We start from the raw sequence: 17898 nt of genomic DNA on the forward strand, positions 1-17898 counted from the left end.
GCACGCGAACCGAGGGAAGGAACCACGCCATGCACGCCGACATCCACCTCCAGCTGCACACGCTGACCGCCGCCGAGCTCCGGCACGAGGCCGCCGCCGCCCGGCCGCGCCCCGCCGGCACCGCGACCCCGATGCGGGTCCAACTGGGCTGGAGGCTCGTGGAGTTCGGCCTCAAGCTGGCCGTCACCCCGCCCCGCACCGCCGCCGCCTGACAGCGGGGCCACCACAGAGAACCGACCGGGGGGAAGTCACCGTGCGCCCACGCACACCCTTGGCCGCCGTCCTGGCCGCCAACACCATCTCCATCAGCGGCAACGCGCTCACCTTCATCGCCGTCCCGTGGTTCGCCCTGGAGACCACCGGAAGCCCCGGCAAGGCCGGCCTCGTCGCCTTCTGCGCCGCCGTGCCCGTCGTCCTCTCCGCCATCGCGGGCGGCCCCGTCATCGACCGGATCGGCCGCCGCCGGGTCTCCATCGCCTCCGACCTCGTCTGCGGCCTCGCGCTCGCCGCGATCCCCCTGCTCAACGGGGCCGGGCTGCTCCGCTTCTGGATGCTGTGCGCGCTGATGGCCGTCACCGGCCTGTTCCACGCGCCCGGCGAGACCGCCCGGCACGTCCTCGTCCCCGACCTGGCCCGGCACGCCGGGACGCCCCTCTCGCGCGCCGCCAGCCTGTACGACGCCGTCTCGCGCGGCGCCCGCATGACGGGAGCCGCCGTCGCCGGTCTCCTCGTGGCGCTGATCGGCGCCGACACCGTCCTGTACATCGACGCCGCCACCTTCGCCGTCTCCGCGCTGCTCGTCCTCGCGGGCCTGCGCGGGATCCCGTCCGCGGAGCCGCTGCGCGACGCGCCGCCGCTCTCCCCGGCCACGTACCGCGCGGACCTGCGGGAGGGCTACGGCTTCCTGCTGCGCACCCGGCTGCTCCTCGGCGTCAGCGTCATGGTGATGATCACCAACGGTCTGGGGCAGAGCTGGAACGGGGTCCTGCTGCCCGTGCACGCCCGCGAGAACCTCGGCGGTTCGGCCGCGCTCGGCCTGCTCGTCGCCGTCTTCGGCGGCTGCGCCCTGCTCGGCGCCCTGCTCTACGGGGCCTTCGGCCACCGCTTCCCGCGCCGCCCGGTCTTCGCCGTCGGCTTCCTGCTCGTCGGCGCCCCCTCGCACGTGACCGCCGCGTTCACCGACAGCACCCTGCCGCTGCTCGTCACGATGGCGCTGGGCGGGCTCGGCGCCGGGGTGCTCAACCCGATCCTCACCACGGTCTTCTACGAGATCGTCCCCGAGGAGCTGCGCAGCCGGGTCGGCGGGGCCAGTACCGCCAGCGTGCTCCTGACCACCCCGCTCGGCGGCCTCGCGGCCGGCTATCTGGTGGAGCGGGCCGGGCTCACCACCGCCCTGCTCTCCTTCGGCGCGGTCTACTTCCTCGCGACGCTCTCGCCGTTCGTCTTCCCGGCCTGGCGGGCGATGGACGCGGCGCGCCCCGAGGAGGGGCTCAGCAGCTCGGAACCTTCGACTCCTGCCCCTGCCCCAGGGCCCGCAGGGACGCCACCGCGTCGCTGAGCGCGGTGACGGGCACGAGGCGCAGGCCCTTCGGCTGCTCGGCCTTGGCGTCCGAGCACTCGTTCTTCGGTACGAGGAAGACGGTGGCCCCGTCCCGGGCGGCGGCCTGCGTCTTGAGGGACACCCCGCCGACCGCGCCGACCGAGCCGTCCGGGTCGATCGTGCCCGTACCGGCGACGATCCGGCCGCCGGTGAGGTCGCCGCCGTGCCCGTCGCCGTCGAGCTTGTCGACGATGCCGAGGGAGAAGAGCAGTCCGGCGCTGGGCCCGCCGACGTCGGCGAGGTGCAGGGTCACCTTCACCTGCTTCGGGTCCTTCTTCAGGTACCCGAGCGCGGCGAGGGTGGCCGCGTCCTGCGACTCCTTCATCTCCCCGAGGTTGTGCTTCTCGATCTCGGCGTCGGACTGCCCCGAGGGGTAGACGGAGTCGTGCGGCAGGACGGCCCGGTCGGTGCGGAACCAGGCGTCGGCCACGTCCCGCAGGTCCACGTCCGTGGACGGCCCGGTCGCGAGGATCGTCGTCATCCGCAGCTCGCCCTTGGTGGCCCGGACCTGGGCGCCGGTGATGGTGATGACCTCCTTGCCCTGGTCCTCGCCGAGCACGTCGGCGGTCGTGCCGGGCTGCGCGATCGCGTACGGCAGCGGCGCGAGCCCGACGACGGCGAGGAGCGCGGCGACGGGCAGCGCGCAGAGCGCGAGGGCACGGGGGCGGGAGAGGCTGGAGAACACGCCCCCAATCTACTGGGGCGCGCGCCGGTGCCCGGCCACCGGCAGCCTCCGGTCGAAGAAGGCCCGCACCCCGTACCGCACGCGGGCCGTCGCCACCGCCGGGTTCCCCGCCCCCACGAGCGCGGCCCTGGCGTCGGCGGTGACGAGGCCGGCGGCCTGGAGCTGCGGGACGAGGTGGGCGTAGTCGCCGAAGATCCAGTGGTTGGCGTCGGTCAGCAGGACGCGGCGGGCCGGGACCCCCGCCCAGGAGCGTTCGAGGCGGGCGGCGGACTCGAAGCCGTCCGTACGGAACATGAGCAGCGGCTTGTCGAGGCCCGCCACGAGCTCCGGGTCGAGGTCGAGGTACCCCTCCAGGTTGACGCCCGCGGCGATCCGGTCGTCGCCCGCCAGCGCGTGGACGGCGGCGGTGCCGCCCGCCGAGTGCCCGTACACGCCGATCCGGCGCGGGTCCATCACGGGGGCGAGCGGCAGGCCGGGAAGCCGGTCGAGGACGAGGCGGAGGTCCGCGACCCGGGTGTCGATCATGGTGCGGAAGGTCGCCGGGTCCGGTTCCCCGCGGAGCACGGTCGTCCGCGTCCCGCCCGGCAGCTCCACCTGGCTGGCGTCGCCCGGGTGGTCGACGAGGACCACGATCCGGCCGTGGCTCGCGAAGTCCTCGGCGAGGGCCGTACCGAGGGTGCGGGAGTCGCCGCCGCCCGGCGTGTAGAGCAGCACGGGGCGGCGCCCGGGGAGCGGGGGCGCGTCCACGTGCCCGTGGGTGAGGACCGCGCCCCAGTCGACGCCGGCCCCGACCTCGGGAAGCCCGGGGTGGACGCGGGGGGCGAGGACGGCGAAGTAATCCGCCTCGTCGGGGGTGAGCTGCGGGGCGCGCGGGAAGCCGTCGACGGTGCGGGCCGGGTACAGGACGCTGATCTTCACCTGCCGGACGATGCCGGGCTCCCAGGGGTCGGCGCGTCCGGAGTCCGTCAGGACGAAGGTCCGGAGGCCGACGGGGTGGGGGCCGGTCGGCGCGGGCAGCCGGAGCGCGGTCGGCCCGTCCGCCGCGCGGGCGGCTCCGGTGCCGGGTCCGAGGAGGAGGGCGGCGGCGCCGAGGAGGGAGCCCTTGACGACGGTACGGCGGCTGGGTGCGGGGTGGTTGCTCATGCACGGCATCCTTGGGCGGGCGGGGCCCGGCCGCGAAGGTTCAGGCCCTGCCCGAAAGGCTGGCGTTCGGAGGGGGAACGATTGCTGCGCGTCCACTTCACGGCGGAGGACTTCACCCGGGTGCGGTTCGCGCCCCGGCCCTCCCCCGTCCCCGAGCTCCACGCGGCCCTGATGATGCTGGGCGCCCCGCACGAGGAGCTGCTCTTCGGGCGCTGGCGGGGCAGGCTGCTGCGCGCCCTGCCGGGCGCGGCCGAGCCGCTCGCCGACCTCGTCCCCGGCGGGGCCGCCCCGTACTTCCTCGACGTCCTCGGCGAGACCCGGGGGGAGGGCCTCGCGCTCATCCGGTCGGCCCGGCCGGAGTTCGTACGCTCCGAGCTGGAGCGGGTGTACGCGGGCCAGGGCGCCGCGCCGCCGTGGATCCGGGGCCTGCACCGCGGGGACGCGGCCGCGTGGCGGGTCCTCGAAGGAGCGCAGCGCGCGGCGTACGAGACGGTCCTCGCGCCCGTGTGGCCGCTGGTCCAGGACCTCCACCGGGCGGAGTTCACCCGGCACGCGCTGACGGTGGCGGAACGGGGTCTCGGCGCGGCGCTCACGGCCCTGGGCGCGGCGCGGCTCCACGACGGGGTCTGGGAGTGGCCGGGGTCCCCTCCCCGCGACGTCCGCCTCTCCGGCCGCGGCCTCGTCCTCCTGCCGACCTTCCACTGGCGCGGCGCCCCCCTCGTCCAGGACCTCCCGGACCGCCCGGTGGTCCTGACGTACCCGGCGGGCGGCGGGCTCCCTCTCGACCCCACGCCTCCCTCCGGCGACGACCCCCTCGCCGGCGTCCTCGGCCGCACCCGCGCCGAACTCCTCCGGTCCCTGACGGAACCCCGCACCACCACGGAACTGGCCCGCCGCCTCGGCGTCAGCCCAGCGACGGCCTCGGCCCACACCCAAGCCCTCCGCGCGGCCGGCCTCCTCACGACGACCCGCACGGGCCGCTCGGTCCACCACGCCCCGACGCCACTCGGCGAACTACTGAGCCACCGGTAACGCCTGCCGGGGCGGCACCCACCCCTGTTGTGAGCGCGGGCCCGCACGGGGCGGTGCCCCCGCCGCCGCCCCCCGTTGTGGGCGCGCGCCGCCGGGCGGTGCCCACCCGCCGCCGCCCCCGTTGTGGGCAATCGTTCCGCAGGGCGGAACGGGTGGGCACAACGGACCCGCGCCCTGCCGGCGCCAGAGGCTTCCGGGCCTGGACCCGCACCACGTCGCGCACCGCGCAGCAGGTGCGGGTCCAGGCTCGGAACGCGGAGGCGCCGCTAGAGGGCGCCGTCCCGTGTGCCCACCCGTCCCGCCCCAGCGGGACGATTGCCCACACGGGCGGGGGCGAAGCACCAGGCGGGTGCGGGCCCCGCCGGGCGCGGGCCACGCACGGGGGGCGGGTGCGGGCCCCACACGAGGGGGCGAAGCCCCGAGCGAAGCGCACCGCCCCGCCGGGCGCGGGCCCACACGGGCACGGGGCGAAGCCCCAGGCGGGCGCGGGCCCCGCACGGGGGCGGGGGCGAAGGGCACCGCCCAGTACAGGCGCGGGCCCGCGCGGGCAGGTGGCGGAGGGCGCCGCCCAGCGTGGGCGCGGGTGGCTCGGGCCGTTCTCGTCGCCGCGCGCTCTAGCGCAACGCGTCGGCGACCTCTCGCGCCGCGTCCACGACGCGAGGACCCACCCGCTCCGGCACGGCGTCCGCGAGCATGACGACGCCGACGCTGCCTTCGACGCCGGTGACGCCGACGAGGGGCGCCGCCGCGCCGCTCGCGCCGGCTTCGAGTTCGCCGTGGGTGAGGGTGTAGCCGGGCTCGGTCAGGCCGCCCTGGCGGGCGGCGAGGATGGCGCGGCCGGCGGCGCCCCGGTCGAGGGGGTGGCGGAAGCCGGCCCGGTAGGCGACGTGGTAGTCGGTCCAGGTCGGTTCGACGACCGCGACGGCGAGCGCCTCGGCCCCGTCGACGAGGGTCAGGTGGGCGGTCGCCCCGATGTCCTCGGCGAGCGAGCGCAGCGCGGGCAGCGCGGCCTCCCGTACGAGGGGGTGGACCTGCCGGCCGAGCCGCAGCACGCCGAGGCCGACGCGGGCGCGCCCGCCGAGGTCGCGGCGGACCAGGGCGTGCTGCTCCAGCGTGGCGAGCAGCCGGTAGACCACGGTCCGGTTGACACCGAGTCGGTTGGACAACTCGGTGACCGTCAGGCCGTGGTCGGTGTCGGCGAGCAGTTTGAGGACTCTGAGTCCCCGGTCGAGCGTCTGGGAGGTCTCCGCGGTCACGACGCCCTCTCCTTCGAGGTGAGTGGCGGCGGAGCTCTCACGGAGTTGCGGCGCCGGTCCCGCGGCGACGCACGTCAGAGGCCGCCGGCAGGAAGGGGTACACCGGCTGCGCTCCGCGGCGGCGCTGCCACGGGGCGATTGCTTGTGAGCCGGGACAGTAGCGTCGCGCTCCGCTCAGCGGAAGACCTCGTCCAGAATCCGGGCGCAGGCGGGTGGATCAAGACGGTTCGGGACTTTCGTCGGTCGGACAGGGGACTTTGGCGGACAAGATCGGCTATGTCGTGCCCGTAGCGTGGAGGCGGCCGGAGGCCGACCGTGGGGGCCGGTCTCCGGGCGCGTTCCCGTGGCCACGGAACGCCCGAGGCCCGTACGCGCACCGGCGTACGGGCCTCGATCACTCCCGAGCGGAAGTCAGCGCATCCGCGTGGCCCACTCCTGGACCTTCTTGATCCGTTCGCGGATCTGCCCGGCGGTCGCCTCGGCGCTCGGCGGCCCGCCGCAGACCCGGCGCAGCTCCGTGTGGATGACGCCGTGGGGCTTGCCGCTCTGGTGGACGTACGCGCCGACCATCGTGTTGAGCTGCTTGCGCAGTTCGAGCAGCTCCTTGTGGGAAACGACGGGCCGCCGTTCCGCCGGAAGCTCCAACAGGTCCGCGTCGGCGTCCGGCTTCTTGCGGCTGTGCGCGATCTGCCGGGCCTGGCGCTTCTGGAGGAGCAGCTGGACCTGGTCGGGTTCGAGGAGGCCGGGGATGCCGAGGTAGTCCTGCTCCTCCTCGCTGCCGGGGTGGGCCTGCATGCCGAACTCGGCGGCGTTGTAGAGGACGCGGTCGAAGACGGCGTCGGACTCCAGCGCCTCGAAGGGCAGCATGTCCTGCTCGCCGGTGTCCTCGTCCTGCTGGCGCTCGGCCTCGGCCATCTCCTTCTCGGACTCGGCGTACGGGTCCTCGTCCTCGCCCGCCTTCTTCGGCCGGTCGAGGACGTGGTCGCGCTCGACCTCCATCTCGTTGGCGAAACCGAGGAGGCTGGGGATCGTCGGAAGGAACACGGAGGCGGTCTCGCCGCGCCTGCGGGATCGCACGAAGCGTCCGACGGCCTGGGCGAAGAACAGCGGGGTCGAGATGGTCGTCGCGTACACGCCGACGGCGAGGCGGGGAACGTCGACGCCCTCGGACACCATGCGGACGGCGACCATCCAGCGGTCGTTGTTCTCGCTGAACTCGTCGATGCGGTTCGAGGCGCCGGTGTCGTCGGAGAGGACGACGGTGGCCTTGGTGCCGGTGATCTCGCGGATCAGCTTGGCGTACGCGCGGGCCGAGTCCTGGTCGGAGGCGATGACGAGGCCGCCGGCGTCCGGGATGGACTTGCGGACCTCGGTGAGGCGCTGGTCGGCGGCGCGCAGGACGTTCGGCATCCAGTCGCCCTTGGCGTCAAGGGCGGTGCGCCAGGCCTGCGAGACGGCGTCCTTGGTCATCGGTTCGCCGAGGCGGGCGGCGATCTCGTCGCCGGCCTTGGTGCGCCAGCGCATGTTGCCGCTGTAGGAGAGGAAGATGACCGGGCGGACGACGCCGTCGCCGAGGGCGTTGCCGTAGCCGTAGGTGTAGTCGGCCGAGGACCGCCGGATGCCGTCGTTCCCCTCCTCGTACGTGACGAAGGGGATCGGGTTGGTGTCGGAGCGGAAGGGCGTGCCGGTGAGGGCGAGGCGCCGGGTGGCGGGCTCGAAGGCCTCCAGACAGGCCTCGCCCCAGGACTTGGAGTCTCCGGCGTGGTGGATCTCGTCGAGGATGACGAGGGTCTTGCGCTGTTCGGAACGGTTGCGGTGCAGCATGGGCCGTACGCCGACTCCGGCGTACGTGATGGCGACCCCGTCGTACTCCTTGCTGAGCGGGCCCGCGCTGTAGTCCGGGTCCAGCTTGATGCCTATCCGCGCCGCCGCGGCCGCCCACTGCTTCTTCAGGTGCTCGGTGGGGGCGACGACGGTGACCTGCTGCACGACGTGGTGGTGCAGCAGCCATGAGGCGAGGGTCAGCGCGAAGGTGGTCTTGCCGGCGCCGGGCGTGGCGACAGCGAGGAAGTCACGGGGCTGCTCCTGGATGTACTTCTCCATCGCGCCCTGCTGCCAGGCGCGCAGCTTGCCGGCGGTACCCCACGGGGCCCGTCCTGGGAAGGCGGGAGAAAGGTGATGGGAGGAGGTGGCGGTAGTAGTCACGATCTCCGGGTTCGACGCTCGTCACGGAATGACAGTCCAGATATGACAACCGGGCCACCTTACCGGTGTGGGCGTCGCGACCCGCCCCGCGCGAAGGCGTGGCGGGTGCGCTTGAGACGGTCCTCACAGCTCCCGGATCCGGCGCGCAATGTCCGGAATATCCGCCAGCTCGCCGCTCGCGACGGCGATGACCAGGTCGTATGCCCGGTCGAGGTCGGCGTCGGCGAGATCGACTCCGTTGACGGCGAGGAAGGTGGCCGCGGAGAGCCAGGCCGCACGCTTGTTCCCGTCGACGAAGGGGTGGTTCGTCGCGAGGGCGTGCAGCAGCGCGGCGGCCTGCTCGTACACGTCCTCGTACGCGCTCCGCCCCATCATCCGGGCCCGCGGCCGGTGCACGGCGGACGCGAGCAGCCCGGGCGCCCGCAGCTCGGGCACTCCGTCGCCGGTGAAGGCGATCCGGGCGACCTCGGCGACCTCGGCGACGGTGAGGAAGCGGGAGCTCTTCATGGTGTCCGTCATTCGCCGAGCCTCCTCAGGAGGGAGTCGTGGCGCCGGGCGAGGAGCAGGGCCCGGTCCCGCACCTGGTGGACCTCGGCGGCCACGGCACGGTCACAGGCCTCGGCGGCCAGCTCCTCCGGGGTGAGCCCCAGGGCGTCGGCGAGGTCGGCGAACCCGTCACCGACCGGAAGGGTCATCTCACGCATACCGGAAAGGTAGGGGGACGGCGGCACCGGTGGCGACGGGTTTACGGGCCCTACGCCGCTTTACGAGCTATACGCCGCTTTACGGGCTCTAGGCCGCTTTACGGGCTCTACGCCGCCCCGTCCCCGGCCGCATGCAGCCGCGTGGCCACCCACGCCCCCACCGCCGCCACCCCCGCCATCGGCAGGAAGACCGCCGCGAAGGCGGCCGGGTGGGAGCCGGTGGACGCGCCGGCGTCCATCGCGTGGCCGATCGCGCCGCCGCCGAGGGCCGCGAAGGCCGCGCCGCCGGCGGCGAGCAGGAGGACGTTGGAGAGGCCGTCGGAGATCTGGAGGGCGGCCGAGTTCGCGCCGACCTCCTCCGGGGCGGAGAGCTTCATCAGGAGCACGCTCGTCGAGGCGATCACCACGCCCATGCCGAGGCAGCCGAAGCCCCAGGCCACCGCGACCGTCCACACCGGCACCGAGGCGATGAGCACGCTGGGCGCGGTGGCGATGGCCAGCGCGACGAGGACCATGCCGAGGACGACGAGCCGCTCCCGGTACGGCTCCGTCCACGGCCGGGACTGGATCCAGGAGCCGAGCGCCCAGGTGAGGCCGCCGGCGGCGAGGGAGAAGCCGGCCAGGGTGGGGCTCAGGCCGCGCTCGGAGACCAGCATGAGGGGGACGAAGGACTCGGCGGCGATGAAGGACCCGGCGGCGATGCCGCGGAGCAGGATGACGGAGGGCAGCCCGCGGGCGGCCCGGTAGGTGCCGCGCGGCAGCAGCCCGCGGACGGCGGGCACGAGGAGCGCGAGCCCGGCCGCGGCGGGCAGCAGGGACAGGACGCGCAGTTCCTGGCCCGCGTACTGGAGGAGCGCCGCGCCCGACGAGATGCCGAGGGCCAGCAGGATCCCGCGCCGGTCCCAGGCGGCGACGGGCGCGGCCGGGTCGGCGGGACCGGAGGCGGTGCGGCGGATCGCCGGGAGGGCGAGGGCCAGCGGGAAGACGACGAGGGCGGGGATGGCGAGGAAGACCCAGCGCCACCCGAGGTGCTCGGTGACGGTTCCGGAGGCGAGGGGGCCGACGACCGAGGGGACGACCCAGGAGGCGGCGAAGGCGGCCATGATCGCGGGCCTGAGGTGTTCGGAGTAGGCGCGGCCGATCACCACGTACAGGGCGACGATGACGAGGCCGCCGCCGAGTCCCTGCACGGCCCGGCCGAGGATGAACTGCCACATGGCGCCGGCGGTCCCGGAGAGGACGAGGCCCGCGGCGAAGGCGCTGATGCCTGCGGTGAGGGACGCGAGGGGGCCGCGCCGGTCGCACCACTGCCCGGCCAGGACCATGCCGAAGAGACTGGTCGTGAAGTACGCGGAGAAGGCGAAGGCGTACAGGGGGATGCCGTCGAGCTCGCGGGCCGCGACCGGCATGGCGGTGCCGACGGCGGTCGCCTCGAAGGCGATGAGCAGGACCACGGAGACCATGCCGATGCTGAGCGCCCGGTGCCGGGCGTCGAGGACGGACCCCTTGGCGTCGCCGGGGGCGGCAGGGGGTCCGGGTATGTCGGCGACGTCGGCGTCGCGGGGTTCGAGGGCGCTCATCCCCCCAGAGTAAGAGGCGATCCCGGGATTTGCTCCTGTCAGGAGTCCCGATCGCCCTCGGCCTTCCGACGTACGACCCACGCACGGATTGTTGCGGCGGCATGGCAGTCACATGTCACGCCCCCGGAAACCCTTGAGCCCCTCCCGGCCCCCGCCCTACGGTCTTACTCGTGCACAACACGACCGTGTGCCCGAGTGGTTGAGGGGCTCGCCTGCAAAGCGAGTTACGTGGGTTCGAATCCCGCCACGGTCTCCAAGCGATCTTCCCCAAAGATCTTCACAGCGCGCCGCGCGGTGTGCGACAGTCCGGCCATGAACGCTGAAGGCGGCCGCAGACTGGGCATCCTCATCGGCGTGGGCCTCGCCTGCGCCCTGCTGCCCGGCATCGCCGTGCGCGGCGAGGAGACCGTCGACACGGCCCTGTCCTTCCTCACCGCGGCCGTCGTCATGGCGGTCCTCACCCAGGTGGTCTTCGTCGGCCCCTCGGGCCGCGTCCCACCCCCCGCCCTCCTCCTCTTCGGCCTCGTCGGCTTCGTCCAGCACGCCCTGATCTGGTGGCTGATCTCCTGGCTCGGCCCGAAGGTCAGCGACCTCCACGTCGACGGCCTCACCACGATCCTCCTCGCGGCCCTCGTCACCCGCGCGACGACCCTGCTCCTGTCCCAACTGTCCCCGTCCGCCGAGACGGCCGGGGACTGACGGGTCACCCGGCTACTGCTCCCCGCGCCACTCCTTCTCCGTGAAAACGGGCTTCCCGGGAAGCCCCGCGTCGTCCTCGCAGCCGAGCTTCTTCACGACCGCGAGGGTGACGGAGTGGAGGACGGTGAGGTAGGCCTCGCGGGTGGCGGGGGTGTTGGGGGGGTAGGCGCCCTGGGCCGGCTTCTTGAACTTGAGCACGCCCTCGATGGGGGTCGGCTGCTTGTCCGACCCCTTCAGCTGCGGGCTGACGCACCCCACGAAGAGGTACGCCGACTCGTTGTCCGTGCTCGCCTCCCGCCCCATCCCGTAGAGGTGCCGCCCCTGGGCCGTCCACTTGGTGCCGTCGTCGAACAGGTCGTCGCCGTCGTGCAGCCGGAAGTCGACGCTGATGCCGAGCCTGTCGTCGGCGGCGGTTCCGGCCTCGCACATCGAGGGGACCCCCGGCGCACGGCCCGGCGTCGCCTGGTCGTCGATCAGGACCTTCGCCGTCCGTTCCAGCCCGGTGCCGCCCCACTGGAACTCCTTCGTTCCCAGCACCGTCTCCAGGGCCCCGACCGCCGTGGGCGAAAGCGACCCGTCGCACTTCTGCGCGACCGGCCGCTCCCCCTCGCCGCCTCCGCCTCCGCAAGCGGTGAGAAGCAGCCCGAAGGCCAGCACGGTCGATACGGACGCGGACGCTCTTCTCATCGTGTTCCTCGGGTTCCTGGTGGGGGGCGGCGCGACGGCCGGTCAGCCGGTCTCGGGGGCATTGCCGGTCTGCCGGGCGTGGGCGTTGCCGTTCATGTAGCCGTTGCTCACGGACTCGATCATGTCCTGCCGGAAGTCGCTGCTCACCTGGGAGCGGTGCTCGGACAGGAACCGCTCCATCGGGGACTCGGCGCTGTACCGGCCAGCCGTGTACATGGCCGCGTTGTCCTCGTGGATCTGGTCCTCGGTCTTGTCCTTGTGGTCCTCGACCGACTTGTCCGACCAGTCCCCGATGACCTGCCCGGCCAGCTGCTCCATGGCGCCCGAGCCGGTGTCGACCGCGAGCGGTACGAGGACGGCGGCCGCGCCGACCGCGGCGGTCGCGGGCAGGAAGGCGACACCGGCCGCGATGCCCGCCGTGGCGCCGAACTCCACCCAACCGGCCTTGGCCGCGGCGGCCTTCTCGTACTCCTCGTGCTTCTTCATGCCCTCGGCCTCGACTTGGTCCCCTCGGGACTGGTCGAGCAGGCCCTGAAGTGTGGCGCCGGTGAACGCGGCGCCCCGCGCACGGCCCTCGTCGATGTGACCGTCCGGGCCGACCTGCGCCTCGAGCACACTCGTGGTGTAGAGACGCTCGGCCGTGGACACCGAGGCGTAGGCGTCCGGGTGCTGACCGAGGGTGCTCAGGAACTTCACCGCCCCGTCCCGGCCGAACACGGGGTGGGCATCCGTCTCCTTCGTCGGGTGGAAGACGCTGTCCGGGGTGTTCTTGTCCAGAGCCCAGTTGAGGTCGTCGATGTAACCGGCACCCATGTTGCCGAGGCTGTCCGACAGCGCCGGCTGCCACTTCTTGAGCAGCTCGGCGTCGTCGCCGTACTTCTCGACGACGTCCTTCATGATCCCGGCCGTGGTCTCGTCCCGCTTCAGCTCCGGGTTCGGGTCGTCCCAGGCGTGGCCGAGCGTCGCCGACTCCAGGGCGTGACCGAGGGCGTCCGGCATGTACCCCATGGTCTTGGTGAGGTCGTCCGGGTTGTGCCCCTCGACGTCGGCGAAGAAGGTGTAGTCCTTGTTCGCGAAGAAGTCCAGGTAGCTCTTCTGGGCCCCGTCCTTCTTCGGGTCCAGGTCGACCGTCCCGCCGATGCTCCCGTCCTGGTTGTACGAGGTCGGGTCCTTCGAGAAGAAGTCCTTCGACGCCTCCGGGCTGTGCCCCAGCGCCTCCAGCATCGAGATCATCGGGTCGAACCCGGATCCGTTGACGCCCGACGGGTTGTACTGGTTCTGCAGCCCGCCGGCCAGCATCGGCTTGCTGTTGGCGAAGAGGTAGGGGTCCTTCGCGTGGAGCTGGGCGACGTGCTCCGCGATGGGGACGAGGAACTTCTTGTCGTAGTCGCCGTAGCGCATGATGCCGCCGAGCAACTGGTAGCCGTAGGCGGGGTTGTTGTCGTACTTGATCAGCGGGATGCGTTCCGTGCCGAGCTTGCGCATGTCGGCGGACCACTTCTCGGTCCAGGCGTCGCCGCCCTGGGTGGCGGTCGCCAGGTTGAGGCCCAGGTTCTTCTGGAGCTCTTGGACGTCGGCGAGGCGCTGCTTGTCGACCTTCGAGTAGTCGTAGGTGTCGGTGGAGAGCTGGCCGAAGAACTCCAGGGCGCCCTTCGGGCCCATGCCGGTGTAGAAGGCGCGGGAGAACTCCTTGGAGCCGCTGTTGTCCTTGAGGAGCTCGTTGAGGCGCATCAGCTCCTCGTGCGAGATGTCCCGGCCCTTCTTGGCGAGGTCGACGGCGCGCTGCGCCTCCTCGGCGTCGAGGCTGGTGTACTTCGGGTCGCTGAAGTTGTGCTTGTCCCCGGTGTTGTTGGCCCGGAGCGCGTTGGAACACGCCACGTCGGCCTCGGTGCAGACCTCCAGGATCGCCTTGATGCGCTCCTCCATCGCCTGGATGTCGGCGTGCTCCTTGCGGACCAGCTCCTGGAAGTCGGGGTCGTGGCGGGCGCCGGGGTCCTTGATCTGGGACAGCGGCTCCTTGGCGGTGACGGTGCCGTCTGCGCCGACGTGGAAGCCCTTCGCGGGGGCCTCGGTCTCGGCGATCCGCTTGAGGTCGTCCTGCGCCTTCTTGAAGGCCTGGTGACCGTCCGCCAGGACCTTGGCGATGCCGTCCGCCGCCTTCGCCGCGTCGCCGAACTCCTTCGCCGTCTTGTCCACGAAGGGCTTGGTGACCTCGGCGTTCACCCCGCGCCAGTAGTCGTCCCTGGCCTTCGCGGCCATCGTCGACTGCGCGTCCTGGGCGAGGGTGTCGAGCTTGCCCTTCAGAGCCGCCCAATCGTCGGCGGCCGTCTTCATCCTGTCGAGCGGCGCCTGCATCACGTTCTGGTAGGTCAACACAGCTGTTCCCCCGGCCTACTTGAAGTACTGGTCGATCTGGGAGGTCGCGAGGGACGTCGCGATGTCCTGCTCCTCCTTGGCGTGCGAGGCCGCGCTGTAGTCGAGGTGGTTGGAGATGTTCGCGCAGGCGTCCATCAGCGTCTTCAGCTGCTCGTCCCAGGTCTCCTGCACGGCCGCCATGGCCGAACCGGTGAGGAAGTCATGGCCCTTGAGCTGCGTGGCCGCCTCGGTCGTGCTCGTACGGGCGTGGTTGCCGTCCTTGGCGAGCCGGCCGTGCAGCGCGTACGCGGCGCTGCCGATGGCACCGAGCTTGTCCTGGTCGACGCTGAGGTCGGCGTTGCCTCCGCCGCCACCACCGGGCTCGGGGGCGACCTGGTTGAGCCTCATGCTCACGTTGGCCGTCGACGCGGACCGTACGGACGCCCACTCGTCTTCGAACGACATGCTCTCCCCCGCTGCTCCCGTGAACCCTTCCCGCTTCGCCCCAGCAAGTTCCGCGCCCGGGGAAGCCCCGCCACCCTAGCCTCCGGAGGCCCGTTCCAGCACTCCCCGCCGGGAACTTCCGCATGTTCGTGATCGCCAGGGCGTACCCATGGGTAGTTCACCTTCGCAACTCGGACAGCAGGGACGTTCCGGCCCGGGAGGGGTCCCCCGTCGTCGTCTCGATAGGCTCGTCCCGCCCCCGCCGCCACGGGGTGCCGGAGACGACGGGGGGCCGTACACGTGGAGCAGTCGCGCATGCGGGAGGAGCGGGAGGAGTCCGCGCGCCGGATCGGCCCGTACCGGCTCATCACCCGCCTCGACCCGCCCGGCCCGTCAGGGCCGCCCAGTCCCGTCAGCCCGCCCAGTCCCGTCAGCCCGCCCGGCCCCGTCAGCCCTTCCGGTTCCACCAGCCCTTCCGGTCCCGCCGCCCCCTTCGCTCCCGCCGTCGTCCCCTGCCGCCGCTTCGTGGCCCGCACCCGGGACGGCGAGCGCACGGTCCTGCTGAGCGCCCCGCTCCCCGGCGCCGACCCGGACCGCTTCGCCGCGGAGGCCGAGGCGGCCCGACGGCTCCTCGGTCCCTGGATCGCCTCGGTGACGGAGCTGGCCGCCCCCGGAGAAACGCCCTGGTACGCGACCCCCTACCTCCCCGCCCTGCCCCTCCCGGTCGCCCTCGCCGTCCACGGCGGGCCGCTGCCCGAGGCGACCGTACGGGCCGTCGGCGCCGCCCTCGCCGAGGCGCTCGCCGCCGCGCACGCGCAGGGCCTCACGCACGCCGGGGTCTCCCCCGCCGCGGTCCTGCTCACCGCCGACGGGCCCCGGCTGAGCTGCTTCGGCGCGGTACGGGCGGCGGGCCCCGACGGGGAGCCGCGCGCCGGGGTGCCGGGCCTCGACCCGGGCGCGCTCGCCCCCGAGCAGGCGTCCGGCGGCCGCCCGCGCCCGCCGGGGGACGTCTTCGCGCTCGGCGCGGTCCTCGCGTACGCCGCCACGGGGCACACGGTCCCGGAACGTGACGAACTCCCGCCCGCCCTGCGGCCGGTCGTCTCCTCCTGCCTGGCCCGCGACCCGGCGAACCGCCCGACCGCCGCCGCGCTGATGACGGCCCTGGCCCCGCCCACCCCGCACCGGACGGTCCTGAACTCGGCCGGCTCCCTGCTCACCCCCGGCTGGCTGCCGGGCCGGGTGGTGGCGGCGCTGGCCCGCCAGTCGTCCGCGCTCCTGGCCGCCGAACTCCCCGCCGACACCGCCCCCGCCGCCTCTTCCGCCGCCTTTTCCGGGACCTGACCTCATGCTGTCGCCCCTGACCCACGACGACCCGGCCACCGTCGCCTCGTACCGCCTCCTCGCCCGCCTCGGCTCCGGCGGCATGGGCACGGTCTACCTGGCGCGCACGCCCGGCGGCCGCACGGTCGCCCTGAAGACGGTGCACGCCCGCCTGGCGACCGATCCGGCCTTCCGCAGCCGCTTCCGCCTGGAGACGGACGCGGCGCGGATCATCGGCGCGCGGCACGGCGCGGCCGTCGTCGACGCCGACCCGCTCGCCGAGACGCCGTGGCTGGCCACCGAGTACGTCCTCGGCCCGCCCCTCGACGACGCCGTCGCACTCGCCGGCCCGCTCCCCGAACCGACCGTCCGCGCCCTCGGCGCCGCCCTCGCCGGGGCCCTCGCCCAGCTGCACTCCTCGGACGTCGTCCACCGCGACCTGAAGCCCTCCAACGTCCTCGTCACCGCGTACGGCCCGAAGATCATCGACTTCGGCATCGCCCGCGCCGCCGGCGACGACCACCTCACCCGTACGGGAGCCGCCGCCGGCACGCCCGCCTTCATGTCGCCGGAGCAGGCGGGCGGCGAGGAACACACCCCCGCGGGCGACGTGTTCGCCCTCGCCGGCGTCCTCGTCTTCGCCGCCACCGGCCACGGCCCCTTCGGCACCGGCTCCCCCGCCGACCTCCTCTACCGCGTCCGCCACGCCGACCCCGACCTCACCGGCGTACCGGCCGCCCTCCTCCCCCTCCTGACCGCCTGCCTCGCCAAGAACCCCTCGGCCCGCCCCACCACCAGCGTCCTGGCCGACCACCTCCACGACGGCCACGGCGAGTTCGCCGACCACCTCCCGCCCCTCCTCCTCACCGACATCGCCCGCCGCGCCACCGACGTCTGGCTGCACACACCCCACCGCCTCCCGGCCCCGGCGGAATCCGCCACGGCCCCGACGGTCCCGAGCACCCCGTTCTCCCGCCGCCGCGCCCTCGCCCTGGGCGGCGGCGCCCTGCTCGGCACGGCGGCCGTGGGCGGGGGGCTCTGGGCATGGCTGGGCTCCCGCTCTTCCGGCACCCCCGACACCTCCGCAGCCACCGGCCCCACCGCGATCCCCGCGACGACGGCCCCGGACGGGGCGCCGGCGGCGCTGTGGCGGGGGGAGCACCTGGATCGCGAGGAGACCATCACGCCGCTGCTCGCGGGCGATGTCGTGGGGTTCGCGGAGACCGTGTCGTTCCGGGCGCTGGACACGCGGAAGGGCACCGAGCTGTGGGACGACATGCTGCCGAGGCCCCATCAGATCACCGCGGACGGAACGTACTTCTACACGTCCGACGGCCCCAGCACCGGCCCCCGCGCCCTGCGGATCCGCACGCTGGCGCCCCGCACCGGCAAGGAGGCGGCCCGGATGATCGAAATCAAGGGTCTCGACGGCTCCATGGGCGGCACGGACCTCCTCGCCGTGTCCGGCGGACGGCTCTACGCCGCCTCGCGCGTCGACGACGGCGGGTCCGACAGCACGACCGGCCGGCACTTCGTCTCCGTCGACCTGCGCACGGGCAGGGAGGTCTGGCGGCAGCCGTACGCGTGGGGCAATGTCCGACCCTGGCTCTCCCAGGTCGTCGGGAACCTGCTGCTCCTCGCCAAGAACAGCGACGACCTCGATTCGTTCGACCTCCAGGTGCGGGACGTGCGCACCGGCCGCCTGCTGTGGCGGCGGAGCATCCCGCTCAAGGACTCCATGTCCTACCGCCCCGGCCAGCTCGCGACCGACGACCGGCACGTGTACCTCGGCGGTGACCGCCTGCGGGCACTGCGCCTCGCCGACGGCGCCGTCGTCTGGGAGCACGGCAAGGGCTCCCGCTTCGGCCTGCCGGCCGTCTCGGACGGTCTCGTCCACGCCAACGAGGCCGGCCGCGGCCTCGTCGTCGTCAGCGCCGACAAGGGCGCCGCCCGCTGGAAGGAGAGCCCCTCCGGCCGCGCCCTGTCCCCGGAGCTCGTCATGGTCCCGGTGGTCGGGAAGAAGTACGTGTACGCCCCCGTCCGGGGCGGCCTGAGCGCGGTCGACCGGGCGACCCGCCGCTCGGCCTGGGTGTTCCCGACGGAAGCGAGCCGGTACGTCGTCGACAGGACGCGGACCCGGATCGTCGGGGCGGGGGCGTCGTCCGTCGTGGCCATCCCGTTCGCCTGA

Annotated in this window: 16 protein-coding genes and 1 tRNA gene; 7 read left to right on the forward strand and 10 right to left on the reverse strand. The window is 73.5% G+C overall.

What is annotated here, in order from left to right; genetic code table 11:
- The first annotated feature begins 29 nt into the window (after positions 1-29).
- Both ACH4TP_RS30790 and ACH4TP_RS30795 read left to right on the forward strand, forming a co-directional pair.
- Entirely contained in the window at positions 30-212 is a 183-nt protein-coding gene (locus tag ACH4TP_RS30790) for a hypothetical protein (RefSeq protein ID WP_398439740.1), read from the forward strand.
- Between the two features lie 41 nt (positions 213-253).
- Positions 254-1558, forward strand: coding sequence for an MFS transporter (locus ACH4TP_RS30795; protein ID WP_398439741.1), 1305 nt, complete (start codon positions 254-256; stop codon positions 1556-1558).
- Here ACH4TP_RS30795 and ACH4TP_RS30800 read toward each other — a convergent pair.
- Entirely contained in the window at positions 1491-2285 is a 795-nt protein-coding gene (locus ACH4TP_RS30800; RefSeq protein ID WP_398439742.1) for a S16 family serine protease, read from the reverse strand. The genes ACH4TP_RS30795 and ACH4TP_RS30800 overlap by 68 nt on opposite strands.
- 9 nt (positions 2286-2294) lie before the next feature.
- Positions 2295-3428 (reverse strand): alpha/beta hydrolase family protein, encoded by a 1134-nt coding sequence (locus tag ACH4TP_RS30805; RefSeq protein ID WP_398439743.1) that lies wholly within the window; start codon positions 3426-3428, stop codon positions 2295-2297.
- 81 nt (positions 3429-3509) lie between these two features.
- Between ACH4TP_RS30805 and ACH4TP_RS30810 the strand changes: the two genes are divergently transcribed.
- Complete coding sequence (locus ACH4TP_RS30810) at positions 3510-4460, forward strand: ArsR/SmtB family transcription factor (RefSeq protein WP_398439744.1); 951 nt, start codon at positions 3510-3512, stop codon at positions 4458-4460.
- A 614-nt stretch (positions 4461-5074) separates the two neighbouring features.
- Here the strand turns inward: ACH4TP_RS30810 and ACH4TP_RS30815 are convergent.
- The 5 genes from ACH4TP_RS30815 to ACH4TP_RS30835 all read right to left on the reverse strand — a co-directional run bounded on the left by ACH4TP_RS30815 (position 5075) and on the right by ACH4TP_RS30835 (position 10205).
- Positions 5075-5716, reverse strand: coding sequence for an IclR family transcriptional regulator (locus ACH4TP_RS30815; RefSeq protein WP_116160749.1), 642 nt, complete (start codon positions 5714-5716; stop codon positions 5075-5077).
- Between the two features lie 411 nt (positions 5717-6127).
- Positions 6128-7924 carry a DEAD/DEAH box helicase gene (locus ACH4TP_RS30820; protein WP_389237448.1) on the reverse strand — a complete coding sequence of 599 codons (1797 nt, stop codon included), beginning with the start codon at positions 7922-7924 and terminating at the stop codon, positions 6128-6130.
- Positions 7925-8044: 120 nt separating this feature from the next.
- Positions 8045-8440 (reverse strand): type II toxin-antitoxin system death-on-curing family toxin, encoded by a 396-nt coding sequence (locus ACH4TP_RS30825; protein WP_398188623.1) that lies wholly within the window; start codon positions 8438-8440, stop codon positions 8045-8047.
- A complete protein-coding gene (locus tag ACH4TP_RS30830; RefSeq protein ID WP_398439745.1) occupies positions 8437-8625 on the reverse strand; it encodes a hypothetical protein in 189 nt (62 codons plus the stop codon). Before ACH4TP_RS30830 ends, ACH4TP_RS30825 begins: the two co-directional genes overlap by 4 nt.
- 107 nt (positions 8626-8732) lie before the next feature.
- Entirely contained in the window at positions 8733-10205 is a 1473-nt protein-coding gene (locus tag ACH4TP_RS30835; protein ID WP_389237421.1) for an MFS transporter, read from the reverse strand.
- Positions 10206-10386: 181 nt separating this feature from the next.
- Here ACH4TP_RS30835 and ACH4TP_RS30840 point away from each other — a divergent pair.
- Positions 10387-10461: transfer RNA gene (locus ACH4TP_RS30840), tRNA-Cys, on the forward strand.
- 56 nt (positions 10462-10517) lie between these two features.
- The gene (locus ACH4TP_RS30845) at positions 10518-10904 is read left to right on the forward strand and encodes a phage holin family protein (RefSeq protein WP_398439746.1); all 387 of its coding nucleotides are present in this window, start codon (positions 10518-10520) and stop codon (positions 10902-10904) included.
- A gap of 12 nt (positions 10905-10916) precedes the next feature.
- Here ACH4TP_RS30845 and ACH4TP_RS30850 read toward each other — a convergent pair whose 3' ends face one another.
- Genes ACH4TP_RS30850 through ACH4TP_RS30860 form a run of 3 tightly spaced genes read right to left on the reverse strand, consistent with a single transcriptional unit; the run spans position 10917 to position 14411 of the window.
- Positions 10917-11591 carry a hypothetical protein gene (locus tag ACH4TP_RS30850; RefSeq protein ID WP_398439747.1) on the reverse strand — a complete coding sequence of 225 codons (675 nt, stop codon included), beginning with the start codon at positions 11589-11591 and terminating at the stop codon, positions 10917-10919.
- A 42-nt stretch (positions 11592-11633) separates the two neighbouring features.
- Complete coding sequence (locus ACH4TP_RS30855) at positions 11634-13967, reverse strand: hypothetical protein (protein WP_398439748.1); 2334 nt, start codon at positions 13965-13967, stop codon at positions 11634-11636.
- A gap of 15 nt (positions 13968-13982) precedes the next feature.
- Positions 13983-14411 carry a hypothetical protein gene (locus ACH4TP_RS30860; RefSeq protein ID WP_389237378.1) on the reverse strand — a complete coding sequence of 143 codons (429 nt, stop codon included), beginning with the start codon at positions 14409-14411 and terminating at the stop codon, positions 13983-13985.
- Between the two features lie 279 nt (positions 14412-14690).
- Here ACH4TP_RS30860 and ACH4TP_RS30865 point away from each other — a divergent pair, with 279 nt between their 5' ends.
- Positions 14691-15731 carry a serine/threonine protein kinase gene (locus tag ACH4TP_RS30865; protein ID WP_398439749.1) on the forward strand — a complete coding sequence of 347 codons (1041 nt, stop codon included), beginning with the start codon at positions 14691-14693 and terminating at the stop codon, positions 15729-15731.
- A gap of 4 nt (positions 15732-15735) precedes the next feature.
- Entirely contained in the window at positions 15736-17898 is a 2163-nt protein-coding gene (locus ACH4TP_RS30870) for a protein kinase (protein ID WP_398439750.1), read from the forward strand.

Origin of the sequence: Streptomyces sp. NPDC021012 (assembly GCF_044333355.1) — a bacterium.
GTDB lineage: Bacteria > Actinomycetota > Actinomycetes > Streptomycetales > Streptomycetaceae > Streptomyces.